The organism is Tunturiibacter lichenicola, assembly GCF_051013355.1.
Classification (GTDB): Bacteria; Acidobacteriota; Terriglobia; order Terriglobales; family Acidobacteriaceae; genus Edaphobacter; species Edaphobacter lichenicola_F.
Genome location: NZ_CP132945.1, coordinates 200,320 through 219,323 on the forward strand (window position 1 = coordinate 200,320; position 19,004 = coordinate 219,323).

Below are 19,004 nucleotides of genomic sequence, written 5' to 3' on the forward strand. Positions count from 1 at the left end.
GATGTTTTTCTGAACGTCGTCCGTCCTCCGCATGGTGTATCAGGCGCTGTTGCGAAAAATTGACGGGAGACTGAGAGTGAGAGAGTCGCTATAGAGGTGGCGGAATTTAAGCGAATGCGGCTTGCGACTACAGCATGGCCTCCGTCATGATGGATGGCCCGAGTCCAAAGGCGCGCTCGGCCAAGCGAACCTCTCCTCGTATTCCTGCCGATAGCATCCCGAGTTTTGCTTGCCCTTTGCGCAAGGCATGCATCAGCTCAAATCCTTTGAGGGTTGCGTACGCCGTCTTCATCGACTTAAATCCAATCGTGGGCTTGATCCGGCGGTTTAGTTTGCCGTGACCTGATGCACTTCAAGAGCTATGTCATCGACGGCGCTCTACTGCGTACCGGGTCGGCCAACTGGTCGCCGACTGGATCCAGTTTTTGTCTTGGTGGCATAGCAAGTCGTTTCATATGATGAGATGTCGCTGCGAGCTACAAGAGTCGGTTCAATTCAGATGCGTTTGCGCAACCAAACAGTGACAGCGGGCAAGCAGCATCGAAAGCTTCTGCTGTGAGAACTGGCGCGGCGATATTCAGAGCAGTCGCGGGTCGAACTTGCACGGAGTGGGTAATCCGAACTTAATCTGGGCGAACAGGTCGTGGCCTGGATTAAGGATGTAGTTGCGTTCCTCGGGAACGACGACGCTATGCACCGAGAGGACCGGGCTGCTGCCTGCGGAGACCCAAGCGTCTCCAATGAACTTGGTTGAGTTAGCGGGCGGTTCGAGGTCCCAGTCCGACGGCAGGCTCGAAGGCGGAAGTTCTTCGATCAGGCGTTCGTCAAACGAAGCGGGGAACAACATGTATGGAATAGGAGGAACCGTTTGCTGAGTGTTCCTTATATGAACAAGGATTTCGAGCATGGCCAGAGAGCGGGTGGCGGCAGCGTAAACGACGGCGGTGCCTTTGCTATTCCATCGCCCACCGTAGAGCCTGGATCCCTCGCCTGAAAACGCCTTCCTTATATCTGTCGTCTTAGTGATTCGCCAGACTTTGATCAAGAAAAGACTCCATCGACCAGTCGTCCAATCAGGTCGCGCACTTCGCGAGCACCGAACTCGCTTTGCGCGAAGTCAATAGGGCGTGCGTTACCGAGTCCACGGACTGGAGAGGTGAGCCAAGTTCGGGTGGCGGCGGTATCGCCGTCGAACAGGTCGAGTGCGGCCTGAGAGATTTCGGCTAAGCGCAGCACTTGTTCGGACTCTCTACTGTCGAAGGTTCCGGTCTCTCGGCGGCGGGCGAAGGTTCGATCTGGGATGGCAAGATACTTGGCGAGGTCCTGCTGAGAGAGCCCAGTGATATCGAGAAACTTGCGTACAGCGTTCCAACTCAAGCCGGATTGGACGGTCTGCATGAGGGAAGGAGTCTCCATGCTTTTCAGACCGAGCGCTTTGCCGATGCGGGATGCCGGCATGTGGGTCGCTGACGGGACAAACCTGGCGATGGATTTGGTATTAGGGGCTGCCATACTCATAGTGTATGCCGGAATCTGCCACAATGGCAGATTGTTATTGGCAAAATGGCAGAATGTAGACTGCGTTCAAACCTTACTTCACGCGGATTAGATCTCGACCGCTGAATATTTAGGCATCTTGCTCTGTGCCGAATCGATCTCGACAGTATTCCGCGGATTCGAACTTCGGTGCTCACTCACAATCAACAGGCGTTGGTCGGGTTGAACTATGGCGCAGCTGATTTTGATTTGCCGATTGAAGACGAGGTGACGCAGAAGGCTGGGGCGACGATCAGTCTCGGCTTTGAACGGATTTTGAACTATGCGAGGGAGCTTGGATTCACGCCGGAGTAACGGCATGTGTCGCTTGGACAGCCGCCCTGGAGTGCTTCTCACTAATTCGGCTTCGTTTTGAAATGTGAGCCTTTCCTTCAGAGTGGACCCGATGGAAAGGCTTTTCGTTTACCTCCCGACGATGATGACTGAGAAAGTGCCGGGAATCGGGGTTGGCCGATATTGCAGTTCTTCGGAGGTTGCGCCGGTGTTCTGGCCGAACTTCGAAGTGACGAGGTAGGCTTTGGAGTCGTTCTGACTTACGACCATGGTTCGAGCGCCGGTTTGAGTTTTCACCTGTTGAAGTCTGGAGTATTTCAGCGGTGATTCGCGGCGAAAGATGAGCAGTGAGCCAGCGGGGTCGGCAAGGAAGAGCAGATTGTGTCTGGCGTCGAAGTCGATGTCTCCAGCGTTGGCAGGAGCGTCCGCGATCGCTGTGACATGGCCGGTGTCTGTGCTGACAGCGACGAGTTTTTGATCTTCGCAGGTGGTAAAGAGTTGATGACGAGTAGTGTCGATGGCGAGGCCGCTTGGTCCGGAGTAGGGCGCAAGCTGCCAGGAGGAAGTGACCTTCTTTGCAACTGCATCGATGCGTGTAATCTCGCCGAGCGCAGGCAGAACGACGAAGATGGCGCCGTTGTCATCGCCGATGGCAGAGCTGGGACGGCCAGCCAGTGGGATGGTCGCGACGACCTGGTTGGTGGTGCTGTCGATGACAGTTGCGTTACGGTCGCGCGAGTTGAAGGTAACGACGGATTTTGAGGCAGGATCAAAGACGATCGCTGCTGGGACGGCACCGGTGGGAATTGAGGTGACGATCTTGAGGGTGGTTCGGTCAAAGACGCGAACGAAGCTGACAGTGCCGTCGGTGACATCGGTGACGTAGCCGTATTTGCCGGAGTCGTCGAGAGCAATGTTGCGAATGTTCTTCATCTCGTTGACTTCGCCAATGATCTTTCCAGTTTGAGTGTCTACGACCATGACTCGATTGGTGCGCGGAATATAGAGACGATGCGTCGATGGATCGAGGACGAGGAAGCCCCAGCCGCCTTTGCCGCCGAGGTTCCACTGGTCTTGCACGTGGAATTGGGGGAGCGCCGTTGGGGTAGACGCAAGAGATGTGGCCGTGAGGACACATGCTGCTATGAGGGTGATGAGGGCGGCGGTGGATGTGGATTTTGTGAGATGTCTGAGGAAGTTTTCTACTTTTGTCATCGTTCAATTCTTCTTCTGAAAAAAGTACTTCGACGGCCAGGGAGACTGGCCGTCGAAGTTACCGTTATGTTTCTGGTTATTTGGTTGAGAAGTTGAAATCGTCCGTCAGATCGCCGATAGCTGGGCTGTTCGTCGGGACGTAGGGGTTGCCGGCCTTCTGGACCGGGTTGGGCAGGTTGTCGCGGCTGCGGTCGGAGATGGTTGGCAGGCCCCAGTTGGCTTCGATGAACTTCATGAGGGAGACGTGATCGCCATACTCGTGCGATACGTGACCACCCTTGGAGTACTTCGAGACAACGATGAGGGGAATGCGGGTACCGTCGCCGAAGAAGTCGACGGGCTGGATGTAGCCGGAGTCATAGTAACCGCCGCCTTCATCCCAGGTGACGAAGATCGCAGTGTCGGCCCAGAGAGTTGGGTTGGCTTTGACACCATTCACAATCTTTTTGACGAAGCCTTCAAAGAGATCGAGTTTAGAAGATGCCGGGTGACCATCGTTGAAGCCGCTGGGCTTGACGATGGAGACTGGCGGCAGGTTGCCGGTGTCGATGTCTTCATACAGCTCTGTTGTGTCACCGTTGTACTTTTCGCGGTTCGCTTGAGTCGCGAAGAACTGCGTCTGATACTCGAACGGGTTGCAGATGTTGCAGTATTCGTTGAAGGAGTTCGACTCGGTGGGATCTGTTACGAACAGATCCCAATCTTCGCCGAAGTACTTGAAGGGCACGTTGTGAGCGACGAGGTCGTCGCCGATGCTCTTCTGGCTCGTGGGAGGAATGGTGAAGGGCGAGAGCGCCGAATAGAGGGAACCATCACCGGCGTAGCCAGGGTTGTAGTTGTTGACGAGATAGTAGTCACCCTTGACGCAGTTGGACTTCACTGGGCGCTTGAGCGACTGGAGGTAGTTGGTGACCGCAGGAACGCCGGGCTGGCTGATGTCGCCGCAGTTGACGTAGCTGCCACCACCGTAGCCGTCCTGGTCGTAGAAGTTGTTGGTGGAGGCTTGTGGGTTGGGGTTTTCAATCTCGTTGACTGGAGGAACAGCGGGCGCGCCCTTGGCGTTGGTGTAGTAGATGGAGTCGCCGAAGCCAAACATGATGTGGTTTGCACCGGTGCCGCCCATGACGGACTGGTGGAAGTTGTCGCTGATGGTGTACTCATCGGCGAGTTGCTTGAAGTAGGGAGCGTCGCCCTGCGCCATGTTGTAGAAGCCCATGGAAGCTGAGCCTTCACCGGTGGTTGTGTCGTTGAAGTTCGCAGGAAGCGGAGCTCCGTTGCTGCCGGTGCCGACTGAGGTTTCGACGAATGGGAAGAGATCGTTCAAGCAGCCGCTGGGGTTGTCCTTGGTGGCGTAGTCGACGTTGCAGTCGGTCTGCTGCCACATCTGGAAGAAGCGGTGCACGGGGCTGGCGGTGTAGGCGTCGTAGGGCATCTTGTTGCCGCTAAGCTGATAGACGCCTTCGCGCAGGTTGGTTGCGTTGTCGATGCGAGTATCGATCTGGCCGCCAGGGATGCCGGTTGCGCCAGTGACGAGGAACTGGTCATAGTCCTTGGCGAGACTGGTGTCGGCGAGCTTGGCAACTTTCAGAGTGGTGAAGGGAGCAGGTCCGGCGACGGTTGGCTTTTCGGGGCCACCGGCCAGCGCTGGAGGAAGTGTGCTGTAGATGCTCTTGGACTGGGGGCTGATGGAGAAGGTTCCACCGGAGGCGGTGTTGTCGAGCGCTGAGAACTGCGCGGAGAGGGAGTAGTTGGGGCCGGGCTTACCGTTGGCTTTGACGATTCCCTTGGAGAGAAGGTTGGAGACGGTCTCGCCTTCCTTGGGCTTGTAGGTGGCGTAGACGTGATCGAAGGTGCGGTTCTCACCGATGATGATGATGACGTGCTTGATGGGGGTCTTTGTTTCGGGCAGAGCTGTTTGGGCGTAAGCGGATTGAGGCAATCCCGCCAACACTTGTAGCGCAATCATCATCATCGCGCCACACTTCAATGTCCCGTTAGGGGCAGTGACCTTACGATTCATTTTCAAGTGCATCCTCCGGAAACTGAGGGGCGGTCTTAGGCCGTTGGGGGTAACCCTCACTGCGATAACCGTAGTTGTAGAAGCTCACCTGGTGTGTCACGTGAAAATGAAATGATCAATAATTACGATTACGTTATCGGGGTAATTTCGTCGCAGGAAAAATATTTGTAACTGGGACAACTTTTCGAATGTGTCTCAGCATCTGACCGCGCGCGATGAAATCGTATGCGTTGTGTAACTAGACGATGACTTTGTACGGGCGCATCATCTCGTTGTCTTCGTGCTCGAGGATATGGCAGTGCCAGACATAGAGGAGTTCATCGCCGGGTGAGACCTTCGCTCCGTGGGGAAGATCGAAGCGGGCGATGATGCGGGTGACCATGCCGGGGTAGGATTTGATGGTGTCTTTATGGGCGGGGCGTTCGTTGCTCTCGGGTGCCATGGGGCGACCGGTGAGAACGAGTTTTCCGGTCTGTTGGTAGGTCTGGACGTCGAAGGTCTGACGATTCAACACTTGAAACTGCACGAGGTGGACGTGCAGAGGATGGACATCGGCGGTGGTATTAATGAAGGACCAGATCTCTGTGCTGCCGGCCTTTGGATCTTCGGTGATGGGCTCGTGCCAGCGTGCGTTGCCGAGGAGGCCAGTAATGACGTAGCCGTCGGAGGGGCGCTCTTTCTCCGAGACGAGGAGTTGGCGGTCGCGTGTGGTGTAGGTCGGGTTCAGAGGTTCGAAGGGGACAAGCGTCTCCGGCAGGGTGCTGGTGTCTTTGCCGGAGAGAGACTTGGTGATCTTGAAGAGCATGACGTCTTCAGGGACATACTGGCCGCCCATGTTGTAGGGAGCGGGTGCATCGTTGTTCAGTGAAAATGACTTGCCTTCGGAACCGGTGAAGTCGATGACGATGTCGAAGCGTTCGGCGGGGGCGATGAGAAGGTAGCGGAGTTCGAGGGGGGCAGGGAGGAAGCCGCCGTCAGTGCCGATCTGCTGGAAGGCCGGGACATCGAAGGAGTTGTCGATGGCTTTTCCGGTGGCGTCGGAGTTGAAGAGGCGCAGGTGATAGAAGCGTGAGTTGCACGCGTTGAGGATGCGGAAACGGTATTTGCGCGGCTCTACCTCGAGGAACGGCGTGACCTTGCCGTTGACGCAGTTCATGTCGCCGTAGAACTCCTGAATCCAGATGGGATGTTCTTTGGGGCCATTGACGACCTTGGGGTAATAGAGGGAGCCGTCGTGGTGGAAGAGACGGTCCTGCAGCATGAGGGGGATCTCGTATTCGCCTTGTGGGAGGTTGAAGGATTTTTCTGCTTCGTCGCGAATGAGATAGAAGCCTGAGAGGCCAGCGTAGACGTTGAGACGCGTGATGCCGAGGCAGTGGTCGTGATACCAGAGCGAGGTGGAGGGCTGGCAGTTGGGATAAGACGATGGCAAAGGGTTGAACTTTGGCCCGTGGGGGCCGTGCTCGCCTTGAGCGGTGAACCATGCTTCCGGGTAGCCGTCGTCGTCGGGCATGGCACAGGCGCCGTGAAGGTGAGCGACGTTGCGTACGGCGGGGAGGGAGGCTTCGGCGCCGTGGATGGAGTGATCGATGGGGAGGAGATGGGTTGTGGGGAGTTTGCTGATCCAGTTGATGGAGAGCGGCTCGCCGCTTTGCGCTTCGATGGTGGGGCCGGGCCAGGTCCCGTTATAGCCCCAGACGGTGGTGGGAGGAAGGTCGCGATGGACCTTCTGCTGGAACTGTTGCATCTCGATGTTAATGACTTCGCCGGGATTCCCTGTTGGGCGAATGACTGGGGGGATGGGCAGAGGATCGACGTAGCGAGTGAGTTTGATGCCGCTTCGTACCTGCGCAGGGGACGCCATGGCCTGCTGCATCGCAGGCACAGACTTGCTGAGCGTGAGGCCTGCGGCGGTGGTGAGACCGCGTTGAAGAAGGCGACGTCTCGTCAGCATTGGCCGCAGCTATGTATGGATTTGATTTTTGCCGGGAGGGGATTCATTAAGCCTGATTGTGCGACGTCTATGCAGAGAGAAGACTAATTCGAGTTTGTTACGGCAGCATGAAGGACGGCGCGCTCCGATAGAGGATGAACAGGCCATCCTGCAAGAAAGCGCTTACGGAGAGCGGTTCCCAGAAGCAGGGTCGCCCTTTGGTTTCATAACCCAAAGGGGCAGGGAACAGCATAGGCGACTGAACGGTCGTTTCAGAGAGTACAAGCCGATCAGTCTTACGATCCGGTACGCGTAGAGTTGGAGCGAGTCTAAGGATCAGGTCGAGAACATCTATGAGACGTCGTTATTGTACAAACCTCTTTGCTTTTGGCATTTGTTTCCTATGCTGCACGCATGCACGGCAACTCGAAGCAAGCCCGCTCTTCCCAGGTGTGGCTGCATCGCGATCTGCGAACGGCCGTTTTCTGGTTATAGAGACGCTACACTTCAAGCCTTGAGGGTAATGGACGTGATTAAGCCTTGGGTCGCATCGGGATCCTTCGATCAGTGTGACTCGACCATCCTGGTCCTTTTCAGGCCGTCCGACTGCTCAAAAAGTTACGTCTACTTTAAAACAGGGGCACTGCTGGCTCACGAAGGTGCGCTGCAGGCCTGTCGACAGACCACCCTCAACAGTAAAAACTTTCAAAAGATCAGCCCTTGCCATGCCCGGCGTGATCCCGTTCATGTGCGAGAGGACTTGGGCAACCCAGTCGACATTTTCGCGATTTGGACTTGGAGCTAAGGCTTTGGATGACCTAAAGTCGGCACCGACGATTCCAATAGGAGATCAATTCCGACCGCATCGCCAATAACATTCGCTAGTAGATGCAGGCGCTCCTGTGTGAACACAAGAATCAGCTTCGCGTTACCTTTAAGTGCCGCATTTTGCGCGCAGCGGCAAGGAAGAAACATCGATATCGGGACTCTTGCGAATCAGAAGCTGGAGGTTATCCTCAATCTCGGACACAAGCGCACGGGTCTTCGAAACGAACTTAGCACAGCTTGTGAAGCGTGGTTTTACCAACTGACCTTCCGCCGACCCCGGCCATCGCTGTGCTGAACATTTAGCAACTCATTCCATTGCTGATTTGCGAAAAGATGGCAAGATTCCTGGCCTGGGGTTAGTCTTTCTTGAAGAAGGGACCTAATGATCCGCGCTGCCTCCAGGCTCTACTCAATGTCTTCTTTCTTCGTGCCAGTATTCGCGTTTTTTGCAATTGCTGCCTTTGCGGCTGGGCGCGCATGGGCTACCGATCCTGGTGCTTTGCAAGTGATTGCATCGGGGACCTCCACATCAAGCGAATCGTCCGAAGAGACTCCCGACGAAAATTTCAGTCTTATGGTGATGGGCGACTTCAACCGAGACGGCATCGCCGATAAAGCAGTGGCTATCTTGCCGGCCAGAAACCGCTCCGGACCTGCCGTTCTAACCGTGTTACTCGGCCAAGCAAGTGGCATCTTCAAGCAGGTCCCTTCCAATCTGGTGCTGAACCACGCCCCCCGATCAATCGTCATTGGAGATTTCAACGGAGACAGGCTTCCCGACCTGATCGTCGGAGCCGACGACGGTTCATTGCTGTTGTTCCTTGGCGACGGGACGGGCAGAATGGCTCCTGCCGGCGACATAGCCCACCTCGACTCGGTCGTGTCGATCGTGGTCGCTGATTTCAACCACGACAATATTCTGGACATAGCTGTCACAGACTGGCGCGCGAGTTTGGTGACAGTGTTTCTTGGCACTGGCAATGGTTTATTCCACCACGCGTGGTCTTCTCCATTGCTTATGCCGGGCACCGTTCCTCACGTCGCCGCCGCCGACTTTAACGGAGATGGCATTCTCGATCTGGCGGTCGTATACGAGGACGATAAAGGTGGCACGTTCGAGGTCATGCTGGGAAGTGGCAACGGTACGTTCACCTATTCGCCTGAGCTGAGTTTTGTCAGAGACCCTAACTCTCATTGCGCCACCTAACTGCGGGTTTGAAAGCAGCCGGGCTATCTCTTGCAATAGGAAAACGTGGGGCTGTTTGTTTCTCTGAACGCATCATCCGTCACTCCCCACGATGCTCAGTTACAATTTCCTTTACAAAGTAATTGGGGCCTAAATGAATCGTAGAAGTCTCCTCTTCTCGGCCGGTGCTTTGCTGGCGAGTAAATCGTTTGATGCCGCATTTCCTTCCTCGCTGAAACCGAGAAACGTTCTTCCATCCGGTAACGCGGACTACACGATACATATCGAGCCGTGTACCGTAGAAATAGGTCCAGGCGTAACGATCAAAACACTTGCGTACAATGGGCAGGTTCCAGGGCCGTTGCTAAGACTGCGCGAAGGCGTTCCGGCCACTATCGATGTGACGAATGCCAGCGAAAGTCCAGACCTGGTTCACTGGCATGGACTCGCCATCGATTCCTTGAACGACGGCGCCATGGAAGAAGGTTCGCCAATGATCGCCGCTGGTAAGACCCAGCGTTATGCCTTCACGCCTAAGCCCTCAGGCACCCGTTGGTACCACACGCACGCGACCGCCTACGACGACCTTTCGAAGGGAACATACACCGGACAATTTGGTTTTTTGTTGATTGATGGGAGGGAACAACCTGCTCGTTATGACCAGGAGATCAACCTTGCCATTCATCACTGGGGCCCGTCCTTCGTCCCCATGGTCGAGACGATGCGGGATCAGTCATCGAACATGCCCCTCACGACAGGCTCCGATGTGGGATATAAGTACGCAACGATCCAGGGACATATGTTGGGCGCAGGTGAGCCTATCCGCGTGAAACGTGGGCAACGCGTGCTGATGCGCCTATTGAATGCCAGCGCAACAGAAAACGTGGTTCTGGCATTGCCGGGCCACACGTTCAAAGTTGTAGCAATGGATGGCAATCCAGTTCCGAACCCAAAAACAGTTGAAGTACTCTCCTTGGCAGTGGCAGAGCGTGTGGACGCAATCGTAGAGATGAACTCGCCAGGCGTATGGGTCCTTGGTTCGGTACTTTCCAAAGAGCGTGAGATGGGACTCGGCATCGTTGTCGAATATGCGGGAAAGGGCGGCGCGCCCGTATGGAGAGACCCTGAGCCAATCGACTGGGATTACACTCAATTTGCCAATGCGGCCGCACCATCCGTGAAGCCTGATGAAACGTTCGTTCTCACCTTTCGAGATAACGGCCCGAAACATGGAGCCAAGTTCGATACCTGGACAATCAACAATAAGTCTTGGCCTGATGTAGATCCGCTGATAGTGCAGCCGGGCAAGAGATATAGACTGGTCTTCAGAAATGGCAGTGGAGATCAACATCCAATACATCTCCATCGACATACATTTGAAGTGGCCCGCATCGGCAAGAAACAGTTCAGCGGATTAATGAAGGATGTTATCAACGTAATGCCACTCGAAACAGTAGAGGTCGATTTTATCGCCAATAACCCGGGAGACACTTTGATGCACTGTCATCAGCAACTGCATATGGATTATGGCTTCATGCAGTTGATCAAGTACTCCAGTTAGCTAAATTCACAGAGCTTCCGCTCTACTTACTTTTTGATGAGAGCCTTACGAATGCAAAGAATCAGGGATGCAATACTCCTACTGGTAGGAGTCGGGTTACTTCTTTTTCAAGCTCGTCTGGCGCACGCTTATGTGGCTTCTGGCTATTCATCATCAGAATCTGATGCAATTCAGTCATCCAACGAAGCTGGGTCAGACCAGCAAGGTGCCGGTTCCTACGTGAATCACTGTGCGATATGTCATGGTGAACAGCGTGAAGGCATCTTGCCCTCATTTCCGCCTCTCCTCAGCATTAAACGTCAGATGACCGATCAGCAGATCACCCAACTCATCCACACCGGGAAAGGGCGTATGCCTGCGTTTCCCAAATTGCGGAACGATGAGTTGACGGCGCTACTGAACTATCTTGCCAGCCCACCTTTGGTAATACCCACGACATCAGCCGCAACTGATAGTTCTGGAGGGGCTGGTTCTTCGAGCATGGTTGACGCTGGAAATGGACTCTTCCATCAGAACTGCGCCTTCTGTCATGGAAGAGACACGATGGGCGGAGAGACCGGCCCTGACCTGACTCGCTCAAAGCTGGTTCTGACGGATGAGAAGGGAGACAAGATTTCGGAAGTTGTGCGTAATGGACGCCCCGAAAAAAAGATGCCCGCCTTCAATTTTTCTGATCAGGAGTTGCTCAGTCTATCGGCCTTTATCCATGCACAGGAAAAGAAGGCTACCTCACAAAAAGGAGGGCGCCGAGGCGTTGATGTCGCTGATCTGCAAACCGGAAACGCGGAGGCAGGGAAGCGATATTTTAACGGCGCGGGTGGTTGTACGAAGTGCCACTCGGCCACAGGTGATTTGAGCGACATCGCAAAGCGCTACGAGGGACTCCAACTGGAGCAGCGTATGCTATACCCCCGCGGCGTTAATAGCCACGTAACCGTTACTCTCCCTTCCACACAAAAGATGACGGGAACACTGGCATATCTCGATGAATTTGTCGTTGGCCTTCGTGACAGTAATGGCGTCTATCATTCCTGGTCCGTTGGTAACGTGAAGTATGTGGTTGATTCACCGGTTGACGGACACGTCGATCTCTTCAGCAAGTACACCGACGCCGACATCCACAATTTGATGGCTTATTTGCAAACACTGCGTTGATTGGCTGCGTGAATTGCGCCTATACCCGATGCCATTTCAACGTTCTGGAAGGATCACGAACCATATGAAGTTCCTGAAGACTGCAATTGTCGTAGTAGGAAGCGCATTGGCGCTGGTTTGCTCTTCTAATTGGCTTGTCGCGCAAAATGTAGATTCGACGATGTTACTCAAGCCGCCGGCTGACAGTTGGCCCGGCTATCATGGCGACTATTCGGGGAGACGTCATAGCGCTTTGACGCAGATCACGCCGCAAAACGTGAACGAAATGACACTTGCTTGGGCATTCCAAACCCAGCATACAGCTACCATCAAATCCTCTCCATTGTTAGTAAATGGTGTGTTGTACTTCACCATCCCGGACAACGTATGGGCAGTGGATGCTCGTTCGGGGCAACAACTCTGGCACTATACATATCCGCCGAATAAGGGCGATCACATCGGCCAACGAGGCGTAGGCATCTACAAAGATTGGATATTCTTTACCTCGCCCGACGCACATCTCGTTTCGCTAAACGCTAAAGATGGTACTGTGCGATGGATTGTACAAATCGCGGATGTCGAGAAGGGCTATTGGGCGACGATGGCACCACTCGTGGTGGGCAATCACGTCATCATTGGGGTTGGTGGTGACCTGGACAATCTCGCCACCTTCATCCGGTCGGTTGATCCGGAGACTGGCAAGACGCAATGGCAATGGGATGTCACTCCGCCTGCGGGCACTCCAAATACCGCCACCGGAGGGACAACCTGGATGGCTGGAACATATGATCCCGACTTGAACCTTATCTACTGGGGAACTGGCAATCCTACGCCTGTTCTCAACGGCTCCACCCGCCCCGGAGATAATCTCTACACCGGCTGTATCGTCGCGCTGAATCCTGACACGGGTAAATTGGTTTGGGCCTTTCAGCCTTCACCACACGATACGCACGACTGGGACGCCGTCGAAACCCCCGTATTGGTGGACGGAATCTTCCATGGCCAGCAGAGAAAGATGTTGATGCAGTCCTCTCGCAACGGCTACTTCTTTGTACTGGATCGAACCAACGGGAAGAATCTATTGACCGTCCCGTTCGGTCCAGTGAATTGGACGCTCGGCATTGACAAGGATGGGCGCCCCATTCCTAATCCGGAGAAAGAGCCAGCACCGGATGGCCGATTGATCGCACCGGACGAGAGCGGCCTGACGAACTTCCGCTCCCCAAGCTTTGACCCTCGCACTGGCCTCTTCATCGTCGATGCCCATCCCAGCTGGAGCATCTACTTTGCTAAGCCGGCAGATGGCACCTATGGATGGGCGGGGGCGGATTACGGTCTATGGGGCAAGGGCGTTATCGATGCCATCGACTACCAGACAGGCAAAATCAGGTGGACCCACGAACTCGGCCAGGGCGGATCCGGCGCCGGAGTCCTGACGACAGATTCCGGGTTGACCTTCACCGGCGACGTGCACGGAAACTTTCTGGCGCTCGATACGACCAATGGCAAGACACTCTGGCATGCAGGTTCGGGAGCGACTATAGCCAGCTCTCCCATCACATACGAACTGGATGGCAAGCAATATCTTGTGACTAGCGGTGGTAGCGTACTGTTTGCATGGAAGCTTCCCGATGGGCTTCATCAAAAAGGAGCATCGCCCCAACACCGTTAACTAGTGAGGGGCGATGATGTCGAATCACCGATTCTTTTGCCTGTGTTGGGATTGAAGGAATCTGCCGGGTATTTCTTGCTCTTGCTATAGAAGCGGATCAATTCAGTGTCCGCAAATACGGTTGCCGTCTGGAGGACAAGCGACGGATCGGGATCGGCGGGAGCAACGGGGCAACTAAAAGGCATCGGCAGGATGGGCAAAAGTCCCAGCTGGAAATACCACACGGGCTGGATTTGATTTCAACAACTCGATTGGCTTACGCCCCCCAATATTCGGATTTGGGTAGCAAGAAAATACGCCAAGTCCATCCGGTCGCATGCTCAGGAAATATCTTTATGATCTGAGCAATCACCGGCGAGGGAACTCCGTCCTGAAACTGGAATCGAGGAAAACACTGTTGCCCTTCGTAACGGATCGCGAAGATCTTTTTCTCTCGCAGCCAGCGTGACGCAATAGCGGCGCGGTTTCTGGCCGTGCTTGTGCTCTCAGCGACCACTTGAGCGGAAGTCCAGGACGGATTGGAACGCATGAACTGCTGCCTCCATTCCAGAGTGTCTCGTGAGTGTGGTTCCTCAGCCTCATCCTCGACTTTCCGATGCCGTTCAAGCAAATCAGTGTCGAGTACGTTGCCCTCATTGGTGGAGATGTGGATTGGGTGGCTGCCGCCTTGCTTGGCTCCCGTGGCGCTCTCGATTTGCATCACGAGGGGCAGGTTACGAAAGCGCTCCGGTAGCGGGGGGAGATCCAGCACGTTTAGAAAGGTCGCGTCGAGGTGGGCCGTCATAATATAGACCCCCGGAGTTGGCTTTACCCTCTCCTTCAAAACCTTCTCTGTAGCCAGACCCACGAAGAACCGAACATGGAATGTCTGCGGCCGTCGGATCATGGCAGGCGTCGTCTCAGGGCGACTCATTCCACGTGTTTGGAAGACAATAGATAGCAGAGCCTCGTCATGACAGCAGATCAGAGCTTTGACGCAGCGAAATGGGCGACCACTGGCATTTGGATGAAGTCTTCATTCGAATCAACGGCCAACAGCCATATTTATGGCGCGCCGTGGATCAGGACGGCGACGTAATCGACATTCTGGTCCAGCCGCATCGTGATCAGCGCGCCGCAGAGTGCTTTTTTCGAAAACTCTTGCGTGGCCAGAGTTCCGAACCACTGCAGATCATTACCGACAAATTGAGAAGCTACTCCGCTGCCATGCGAAGCATCTTCAGCAACGTGACTCACAGGGTGGAGCGGTACTCTAACAATCGCGTCGAAACCTCGCATCAGCCGACGCGCCAACGGGAACGACAAATGCGCCGATTCAAATCTGCCAAGCATCCACAACGTTTTCTCTCCCTCCATGATGCCGTCCGAAATCTGTTCCGTGTGGGCCGACACTTATCAAGGTCTAGCAATCAAGGATCGCGCGAAGCATTCGTTCGATTTAAAGCAGAAAAAACCCAAACGGATTTAAGGCCCGTTTGGGCACGAGTAAAAATTGAACTATAAAGAGTGGGTAAAGCTGCCCGTTTTAGACGCTGTAGCTAGACCAAACCTCGTTGAGGTCAAGCACAAAGCCTTCCACCGGACCGGAGCCCGATATCCTTTCACCAGTCTCTTTACGGGGTTCGTTGCCGGCTTCATAGACGTAAACGGTGTGCGTATAGGGATCAACCAACCAGGCGAGTTGAACGCCGTTGGCTAGCCAACGCTCCATCTTTTCGAAGACTTTGTTCAACTCGTCTGATTTTGAACGCAGCTCAATGACGAAAGCCGGTGCGAAGCGAAGGAAATGGTCGATGTCGTCTCGGGTAAGACCACCCGCTTGTTCTGCGGTAATATAGGCTGCGTCCGGACTCAAAGCTGATCCGTCAGGAAGGAAGAAACCCGCGCTCGATTCGGTGACTCTTCCTCGCCGATGAGTCTTCCACCAGACACTCAACTGCGTGATGATCTCACGGTTTGCGTCGCTTGTACCGAATCCTGCGGGTGCGTTCACTACGATCTCTCCTTCTCTGGTTCGTTCGAGTGCAACGTCCGCGTTAGTGGCACACAGCTGCTCGAAATCCTCATCGCTCAACACCGGACGGATGACCAGCGTGCTAGGCATCTTCGGAATTTCGAGACCTGTGCTCATGTTCATCATTCTATGCTCGGCAGGGTCAAATTGCAGTATCTTCATCGTTGCCCGGTAAAGTCTGGAAGCGGTGCGCCTTCGGTCTGGCTCACATCTTATCTCGTGATTTGCGCCCGGCCCGGATCCGCTACGTGAGCCGGGCAACCCCGGTGTACTGCGCCACGGCAGATCATGGACACTTGAACTGCTATGGCGATTTTCACTGCGAAGAGAGTTTCTGCCGCGAACACTGTGTGGTTTCTCGTTGTCGAGGGTGACGGAAAGTCGATTCCGTCATGCGACGATTTCCTTTTCCACCTCAGGCTGCGAGATTGTTCTGTTTACACGCAGCGAACCTACGCCATCGGCTTGGCCCATTTCCTGTCCTGGCTGCACGATGCGGGCGAGAGGCTGGAACATGCAAGCCGCCAGGTCATTTGCCGCTACATTACAGGCTTCAGTCAGAGCGAGTTGCAAGGCGCGATTGGATCGCGATCTTCAGATAAGGTAGAGGCCGAGAAGGTCGGGAGACATCGTGACGTTGGAAATATTGAGCTTTTCTAATTCCACAGCTTCCTAGTGAATTCCTTGAGCGGGTTGAAGTTAGTACAATCGTCCATTATGAAGGATCCACGGCCTGGATGAATAAGCTGCGGTAGATGGTCTCGTGGGACACACGCATGCTCTCGTTGCTGGGATAGTGGACCTTCAGCCGTTTCGAAACCTGTTGCGGCGACCAGTCCAGGATCAGTTTACTGGCCACGATCATCCGCAGTTCCTCGTGGTTGGCAAGAAGACAGACCTTGGGTCGCAGAGCTGACTCCCAGGCCTGACGATCGGCTTCACTGGCTCGATAGAGTGGACGGCCACCGTGACGCGCCACCTCCCGGCTCACTGTCGACACAGGCCGTTGCAACCCGCTGGCTATCTCACGGATCGACAAACCGGAAGCAATTCCTCGTGAGATGTCTTCCCGCTCGGCCAGCGTCAGAGTCCGCGGTGAACGCCGACGAGCAGCAGGAACTATCCCGCCGCGCTGCGTCAACAGGAACCGAATGGAACCATGCCCCTTACCAAAGGCTCGCCCAATGTCATGCAACGACTCGCCCGCCTTCCAGCGCCGCCACATCTCGATCCTCTGCCCAGTGGAAAGCCTGTTCCGTTTTCCTTGTTCCATAAACACCACCTTTTGAAATCGAATTCATATCAGATGGTGTTGCACCGACCGGTTGAGACCGCCTGACTTTTTCGGGCAGTTCATGGAGATGCGGTTGCGCATCGATCGATGACGCTTCCAGCCCTCTTTTCTATGGCCCGGAACTTCATGGACTCGGCAAACGTTTGAGAGCCTTCTTTGCCTCTGCGGCCGACGGACCGTTCGGCAGAATTATCAAATAGGAAGAGCGTTTTTGAATAAAACGATGTTAACGAGTACTCAGATTTTCTAAAGGCACGAGCGAAGTAGTTTGGCTATTTCACACTTGGTGAATCATCGGCTTTCAAATCTCCCAAAGCATATTGGATCCCAGCCAATACATGTTCCATCATCGGCGTATTCGAATAGATATGTTCACTATGCCCAAGGACTTCAACGAAGACCCGGCCCTTGCCCTCCCGCCGAATCCAACTCAGGGCATAGTCTCCGTCGGTCCGCTTGTACTTTTCTTTCGCCTTGTCCTCATCGCTCATCTTTGTGTAGTCAATGCTGGTTAGCACATGCACGTTTTTCCTGGAAAACGAGTCCTGCGCCATCGTGTATGTCTCGTCGTGAATCTGAAATTCCTGGCCGTGGAACATCGATGTCAGCGGACTCTTCGGATCGTCAATCTTCACCGTCAAAACCTGCGGATATATCCAGTGAAACTTGAAGTATCCCCCGATCATCGTATTGAACTCCGGCCAGGTTCCCGTGGGTGGCGCATCGGTCGCATGCTCGGCCGTGTGGTACGTATCCACCGCAGCATGGATCCCGACCAGGCCTTTTCCCCCACGCACAAAATCCATCAATGCCTTCTTGCGAGCCTCGGTCGCAGCCGCATCTTTCGGGTCATCCAGAAATGCAAGCGTCGTGCTATCCAGGAAGATCGCGTCGTATTGTGCCAGGTTCGTCGCTGTAACGTCGGCGGAGTCGTAACTGATCGTTGCCGTATATGCCCCTGTTTTCTCCCCCATGGCCTTGACCGTCTCCGCCGCCAAAGGAATTGAGGAGTGGACGTATCCTGCCGCCTTGCACAGCACCAGAACCTTGCGCGGCTGCTTCGGCTTTTCAGTAGCCTTAGTCGGAATTGCATCCTCCATCGCGACCATGTCCTCGCGATAGGCAGTCTGGATCTGTACTCCATCCTTGATACTCTGCGGTCGGTTGCCGCTGTAGGGAAGGGGTTCAGGTCGTGATGGCGAGGTTGCGGAAGGTGTCCCTTGGGCCAAGCAGGGAAGGCTGAGAAGACAGAAGGCTGCCATCGAGAAAGCAACGAAGCGTTTCTTGTTCTGTTCAATAATCTGCATAGTCCCCCAATTCATCTACGTCAATATTGAGCGCAAGCGAGCAAAAGCGAAAGGGCCTTAGGCGAACACCGACTGACCGAACTCGAACATTGCTGCATGTATACCGACCGTGGCAACCGGTTTGCCTCTTGAGCAGATTCCGCGGTGCTGTTGCAAAAAACGATACATGAAATGCGATGATGGAGTCGGTGGGCAGGGATTTCCGGGTGAGAGGCAAACGGGATGAGCGGTGATTTCAAATGGCGGCATTTTGTGGGCGAGATTATCCTGTGGGCGGTGCGGTGGTATTGCAAATACGGGGTCAGCTATCGCGATCTGGAAGAGATGATGGAAGAGCGTGGCGTTGATCTGGATCACACCACGCTGTATCGCTGGGTTCAACGCTACGCTCCTGAAATCGAGAAACGCCTGCGCTGGGCTTGGCGCCCAACAGGTCGTTGGCATGTCGACGAGACCTATATCAAAGTGCGTGGCCGATGGGTTTATCTCTATCGGGCTGTGGATGAGCACGGGCAAACAATCGATTTCTATCTTTCCCAGACACGGAATACAAAAGCAGCAAGCCGGTTTCTCAGCAAGGCGTTGAAGGGCTTTCCGGCATGGGAGAGACCTTCTGTGATCCACACCGACAGAGCCCCCGCTTACGGAAAGGCCATCGCTTCCCTCAAACGCGAAGGCAAACTTCCCGGCGAAACAGAGCATCGTCAGATCAAATACCACAACAATGTGATTGAGGCCGATCACGGCAAACTAAAACGCCGGATCAAGCCCACGCTTGGGTTTAAGTCGATGAAGACGGCTTACGCAACCATCAAAGGATTTGAGCTGATGCATGCCTTGCGTAAAGGACAAGCAAAACTCTGGATGCTATCGGCAGGAATACGAGGAGAGGTTCGCCTGGTCGAGCGCGCCTTTGGACTCGGGCCATCCATCATGACTGAGGCCATGCTGCAGTTGCAAACCGCATTCGCTTAGATTCCGCCATCTCTATGCCAGACTCTCTCACTCTT

Annotated in this window: 15 protein-coding genes and 3 pseudogenes; 8 read left to right on the forward strand and 10 right to left on the reverse strand. The window is 54.6% G+C overall.

What is annotated here, in order from left to right:
* Positions 1-127: 127 nt before the first annotated feature.
* From RBB82_RS23790 to parS, 3 genes and pseudogenes are all read right to left on the reverse strand, one after another.
* A pseudogene (locus RBB82_RS23790) lies at positions 128-340 on the reverse strand (IS6 family transposase); the annotation flags it as partial.
* A 237-nt stretch (positions 341-577) separates the two neighbouring features.
* On the reverse strand, positions 578-1,045 hold the full coding sequence (locus RBB82_RS23795; RefSeq protein ID WP_433975593.1) for an RES family NAD+ phosphorylase: 468 nt from the start codon (positions 1,043-1,045) through the stop codon (positions 578-580).
* Positions 1,042-1,512: a type II RES/Xre toxin-antitoxin system antitoxin gene (gene parS, locus RBB82_RS23800; RefSeq protein ID WP_433975594.1), complete on the reverse strand. Its 471-nt coding sequence runs from the start codon at positions 1,510-1,512 to the stop codon at positions 1,042-1,044. The genes RBB82_RS23795 and parS overlap by 4 nt, the downstream gene beginning before the upstream one ends.
* A 174-nt stretch (positions 1,513-1,686) precedes the next feature.
* Between parS and RBB82_RS23805 the strand changes: the two genes are divergently transcribed.
* Positions 1,687-1,851 carry a hypothetical protein gene (locus tag RBB82_RS23805; RefSeq protein ID WP_433975595.1) on the forward strand — a complete coding sequence of 55 codons (165 nt, stop codon included), beginning with the start codon at positions 1,687-1,689 and terminating at the stop codon, positions 1,849-1,851.
* A gap of 108 nt (positions 1,852-1,959) precedes the next feature.
* Here RBB82_RS23805 and RBB82_RS23810 read toward each other — a convergent pair whose 3' ends face one another.
* The 3 genes from RBB82_RS23810 to RBB82_RS23820 all read right to left on the reverse strand — a co-directional run bounded on the left by RBB82_RS23810 (position 1,960) and on the right by RBB82_RS23820 (position 6,929).
* The gene (locus tag RBB82_RS23810; RefSeq protein ID WP_433975596.1) at positions 1,960-3,045 is read right to left on the reverse strand and encodes a YncE family protein; all 1,086 of its coding nucleotides are present in this window, start codon (positions 3,043-3,045) and stop codon (positions 1,960-1,962) included.
* A gap of 76 nt (positions 3,046-3,121) precedes the next feature.
* Entirely contained in the window at positions 3,122-5,065 is a 1,944-nt protein-coding gene (locus RBB82_RS23815; protein ID WP_433975597.1) for an alkaline phosphatase family protein, read from the reverse strand.
* A gap of 238 nt (positions 5,066-5,303) precedes the next feature.
* Entirely contained in the window at positions 5,304-6,929 is a 1,626-nt protein-coding gene (locus RBB82_RS23820) for a multicopper oxidase family protein (RefSeq protein WP_433976007.1), read from the reverse strand.
* 1,279 nt (positions 6,930-8,208) lie between these two features.
* On the opposite strand from RBB82_RS23820, the gene RBB82_RS23825 reads away from it, so the two are divergent.
* The 4 genes from RBB82_RS23825 (at position 8,209) to RBB82_RS23840 (ending at position 13,379) form a co-directional block, all read left to right on the forward strand.
* The gene (locus RBB82_RS23825) at positions 8,209-9,033 is read left to right on the forward strand and encodes an FG-GAP repeat domain-containing protein (protein ID WP_433975598.1); all 825 of its coding nucleotides are present in this window, start codon (positions 8,209-8,211) and stop codon (positions 9,031-9,033) included.
* 169 nt (positions 9,034-9,202) lie between these two features.
* A complete protein-coding gene (locus tag RBB82_RS23830) occupies positions 9,203-10,573 on the forward strand; it encodes a multicopper oxidase family protein (RefSeq protein WP_433975599.1) in 1,371 nt (456 codons plus the stop codon).
* A gap of 132 nt (positions 10,574-10,705) precedes the next feature.
* The gene (locus RBB82_RS23835) at positions 10,706-11,728 is read left to right on the forward strand and encodes a c-type cytochrome (RefSeq protein ID WP_433976008.1); all 1,023 of its coding nucleotides are present in this window, start codon (positions 10,706-10,708) and stop codon (positions 11,726-11,728) included.
* A gap of 64 nt (positions 11,729-11,792) precedes the next feature.
* Positions 11,793-13,379: an acido-empty-quinoprotein group A gene (locus tag RBB82_RS23840; protein WP_433975600.1), complete on the forward strand. Its 1,587-nt coding sequence runs from the start codon at positions 11,793-11,795 to the stop codon at positions 13,377-13,379.
* Between the two features lie 256 nt (positions 13,380-13,635).
* On the opposite strand, the gene RBB82_RS23845 is transcribed toward RBB82_RS23840, so the two are convergent.
* Entirely contained in the window at positions 13,636-14,265 is a 630-nt protein-coding gene (locus RBB82_RS23845) for a hypothetical protein (RefSeq protein ID WP_433975601.1), read from the reverse strand.
* Between the two features lie 89 nt (positions 14,266-14,354).
* Here RBB82_RS23845 and RBB82_RS23850 point away from each other — a divergent pair.
* Positions 14,355-14,789 (forward strand): annotated as a pseudogene (locus RBB82_RS23850) (IS6 family transposase); the annotation flags it as partial.
* A 115-nt stretch (positions 14,790-14,904) separates the two neighbouring features.
* Here the strand turns inward: RBB82_RS23850 and RBB82_RS23855 are convergent.
* Positions 14,905-15,510, reverse strand: coding sequence for a Uma2 family endonuclease (locus RBB82_RS23855; RefSeq protein ID WP_433975602.1), 606 nt, complete (start codon positions 15,508-15,510; stop codon positions 14,905-14,907).
* 189 nt (positions 15,511-15,699) lie between these two features.
* Between RBB82_RS23855 and RBB82_RS23860 the strand changes: the two genes are divergently transcribed.
* Positions 15,700-16,053: a site-specific integrase gene (locus RBB82_RS23860; protein WP_433975603.1), complete on the forward strand. Its 354-nt coding sequence runs from the start codon at positions 15,700-15,702 to the stop codon at positions 16,051-16,053.
* A 70-nt stretch (positions 16,054-16,123) separates the two neighbouring features.
* Here RBB82_RS23860 and RBB82_RS23865 read toward each other — a convergent pair.
* Both RBB82_RS23865 and RBB82_RS23870 read right to left on the reverse strand, forming a co-directional pair.
* Positions 16,124-16,666 (reverse strand): annotated as a pseudogene (locus RBB82_RS23865) (transposase); the annotation flags it as partial.
* Between the two features lie 293 nt (positions 16,667-16,959).
* Positions 16,960-17,994: a ThuA domain-containing protein gene (locus RBB82_RS23870; RefSeq protein ID WP_433975604.1), complete on the reverse strand. Its 1,035-nt coding sequence runs from the start codon at positions 17,992-17,994 to the stop codon at positions 16,960-16,962.
* A gap of 222 nt (positions 17,995-18,216) precedes the next feature.
* Here RBB82_RS23870 and RBB82_RS23875 point away from each other — a divergent pair, with 222 nt between their 5' ends.
* Positions 18,217-18,969: an IS6 family transposase gene (locus tag RBB82_RS23875; protein ID WP_433975605.1), complete on the forward strand. Its 753-nt coding sequence runs from the start codon at positions 18,217-18,219 to the stop codon at positions 18,967-18,969.
* The last annotated feature ends 35 nt before the right edge of the window (positions 18,970-19,004 follow it).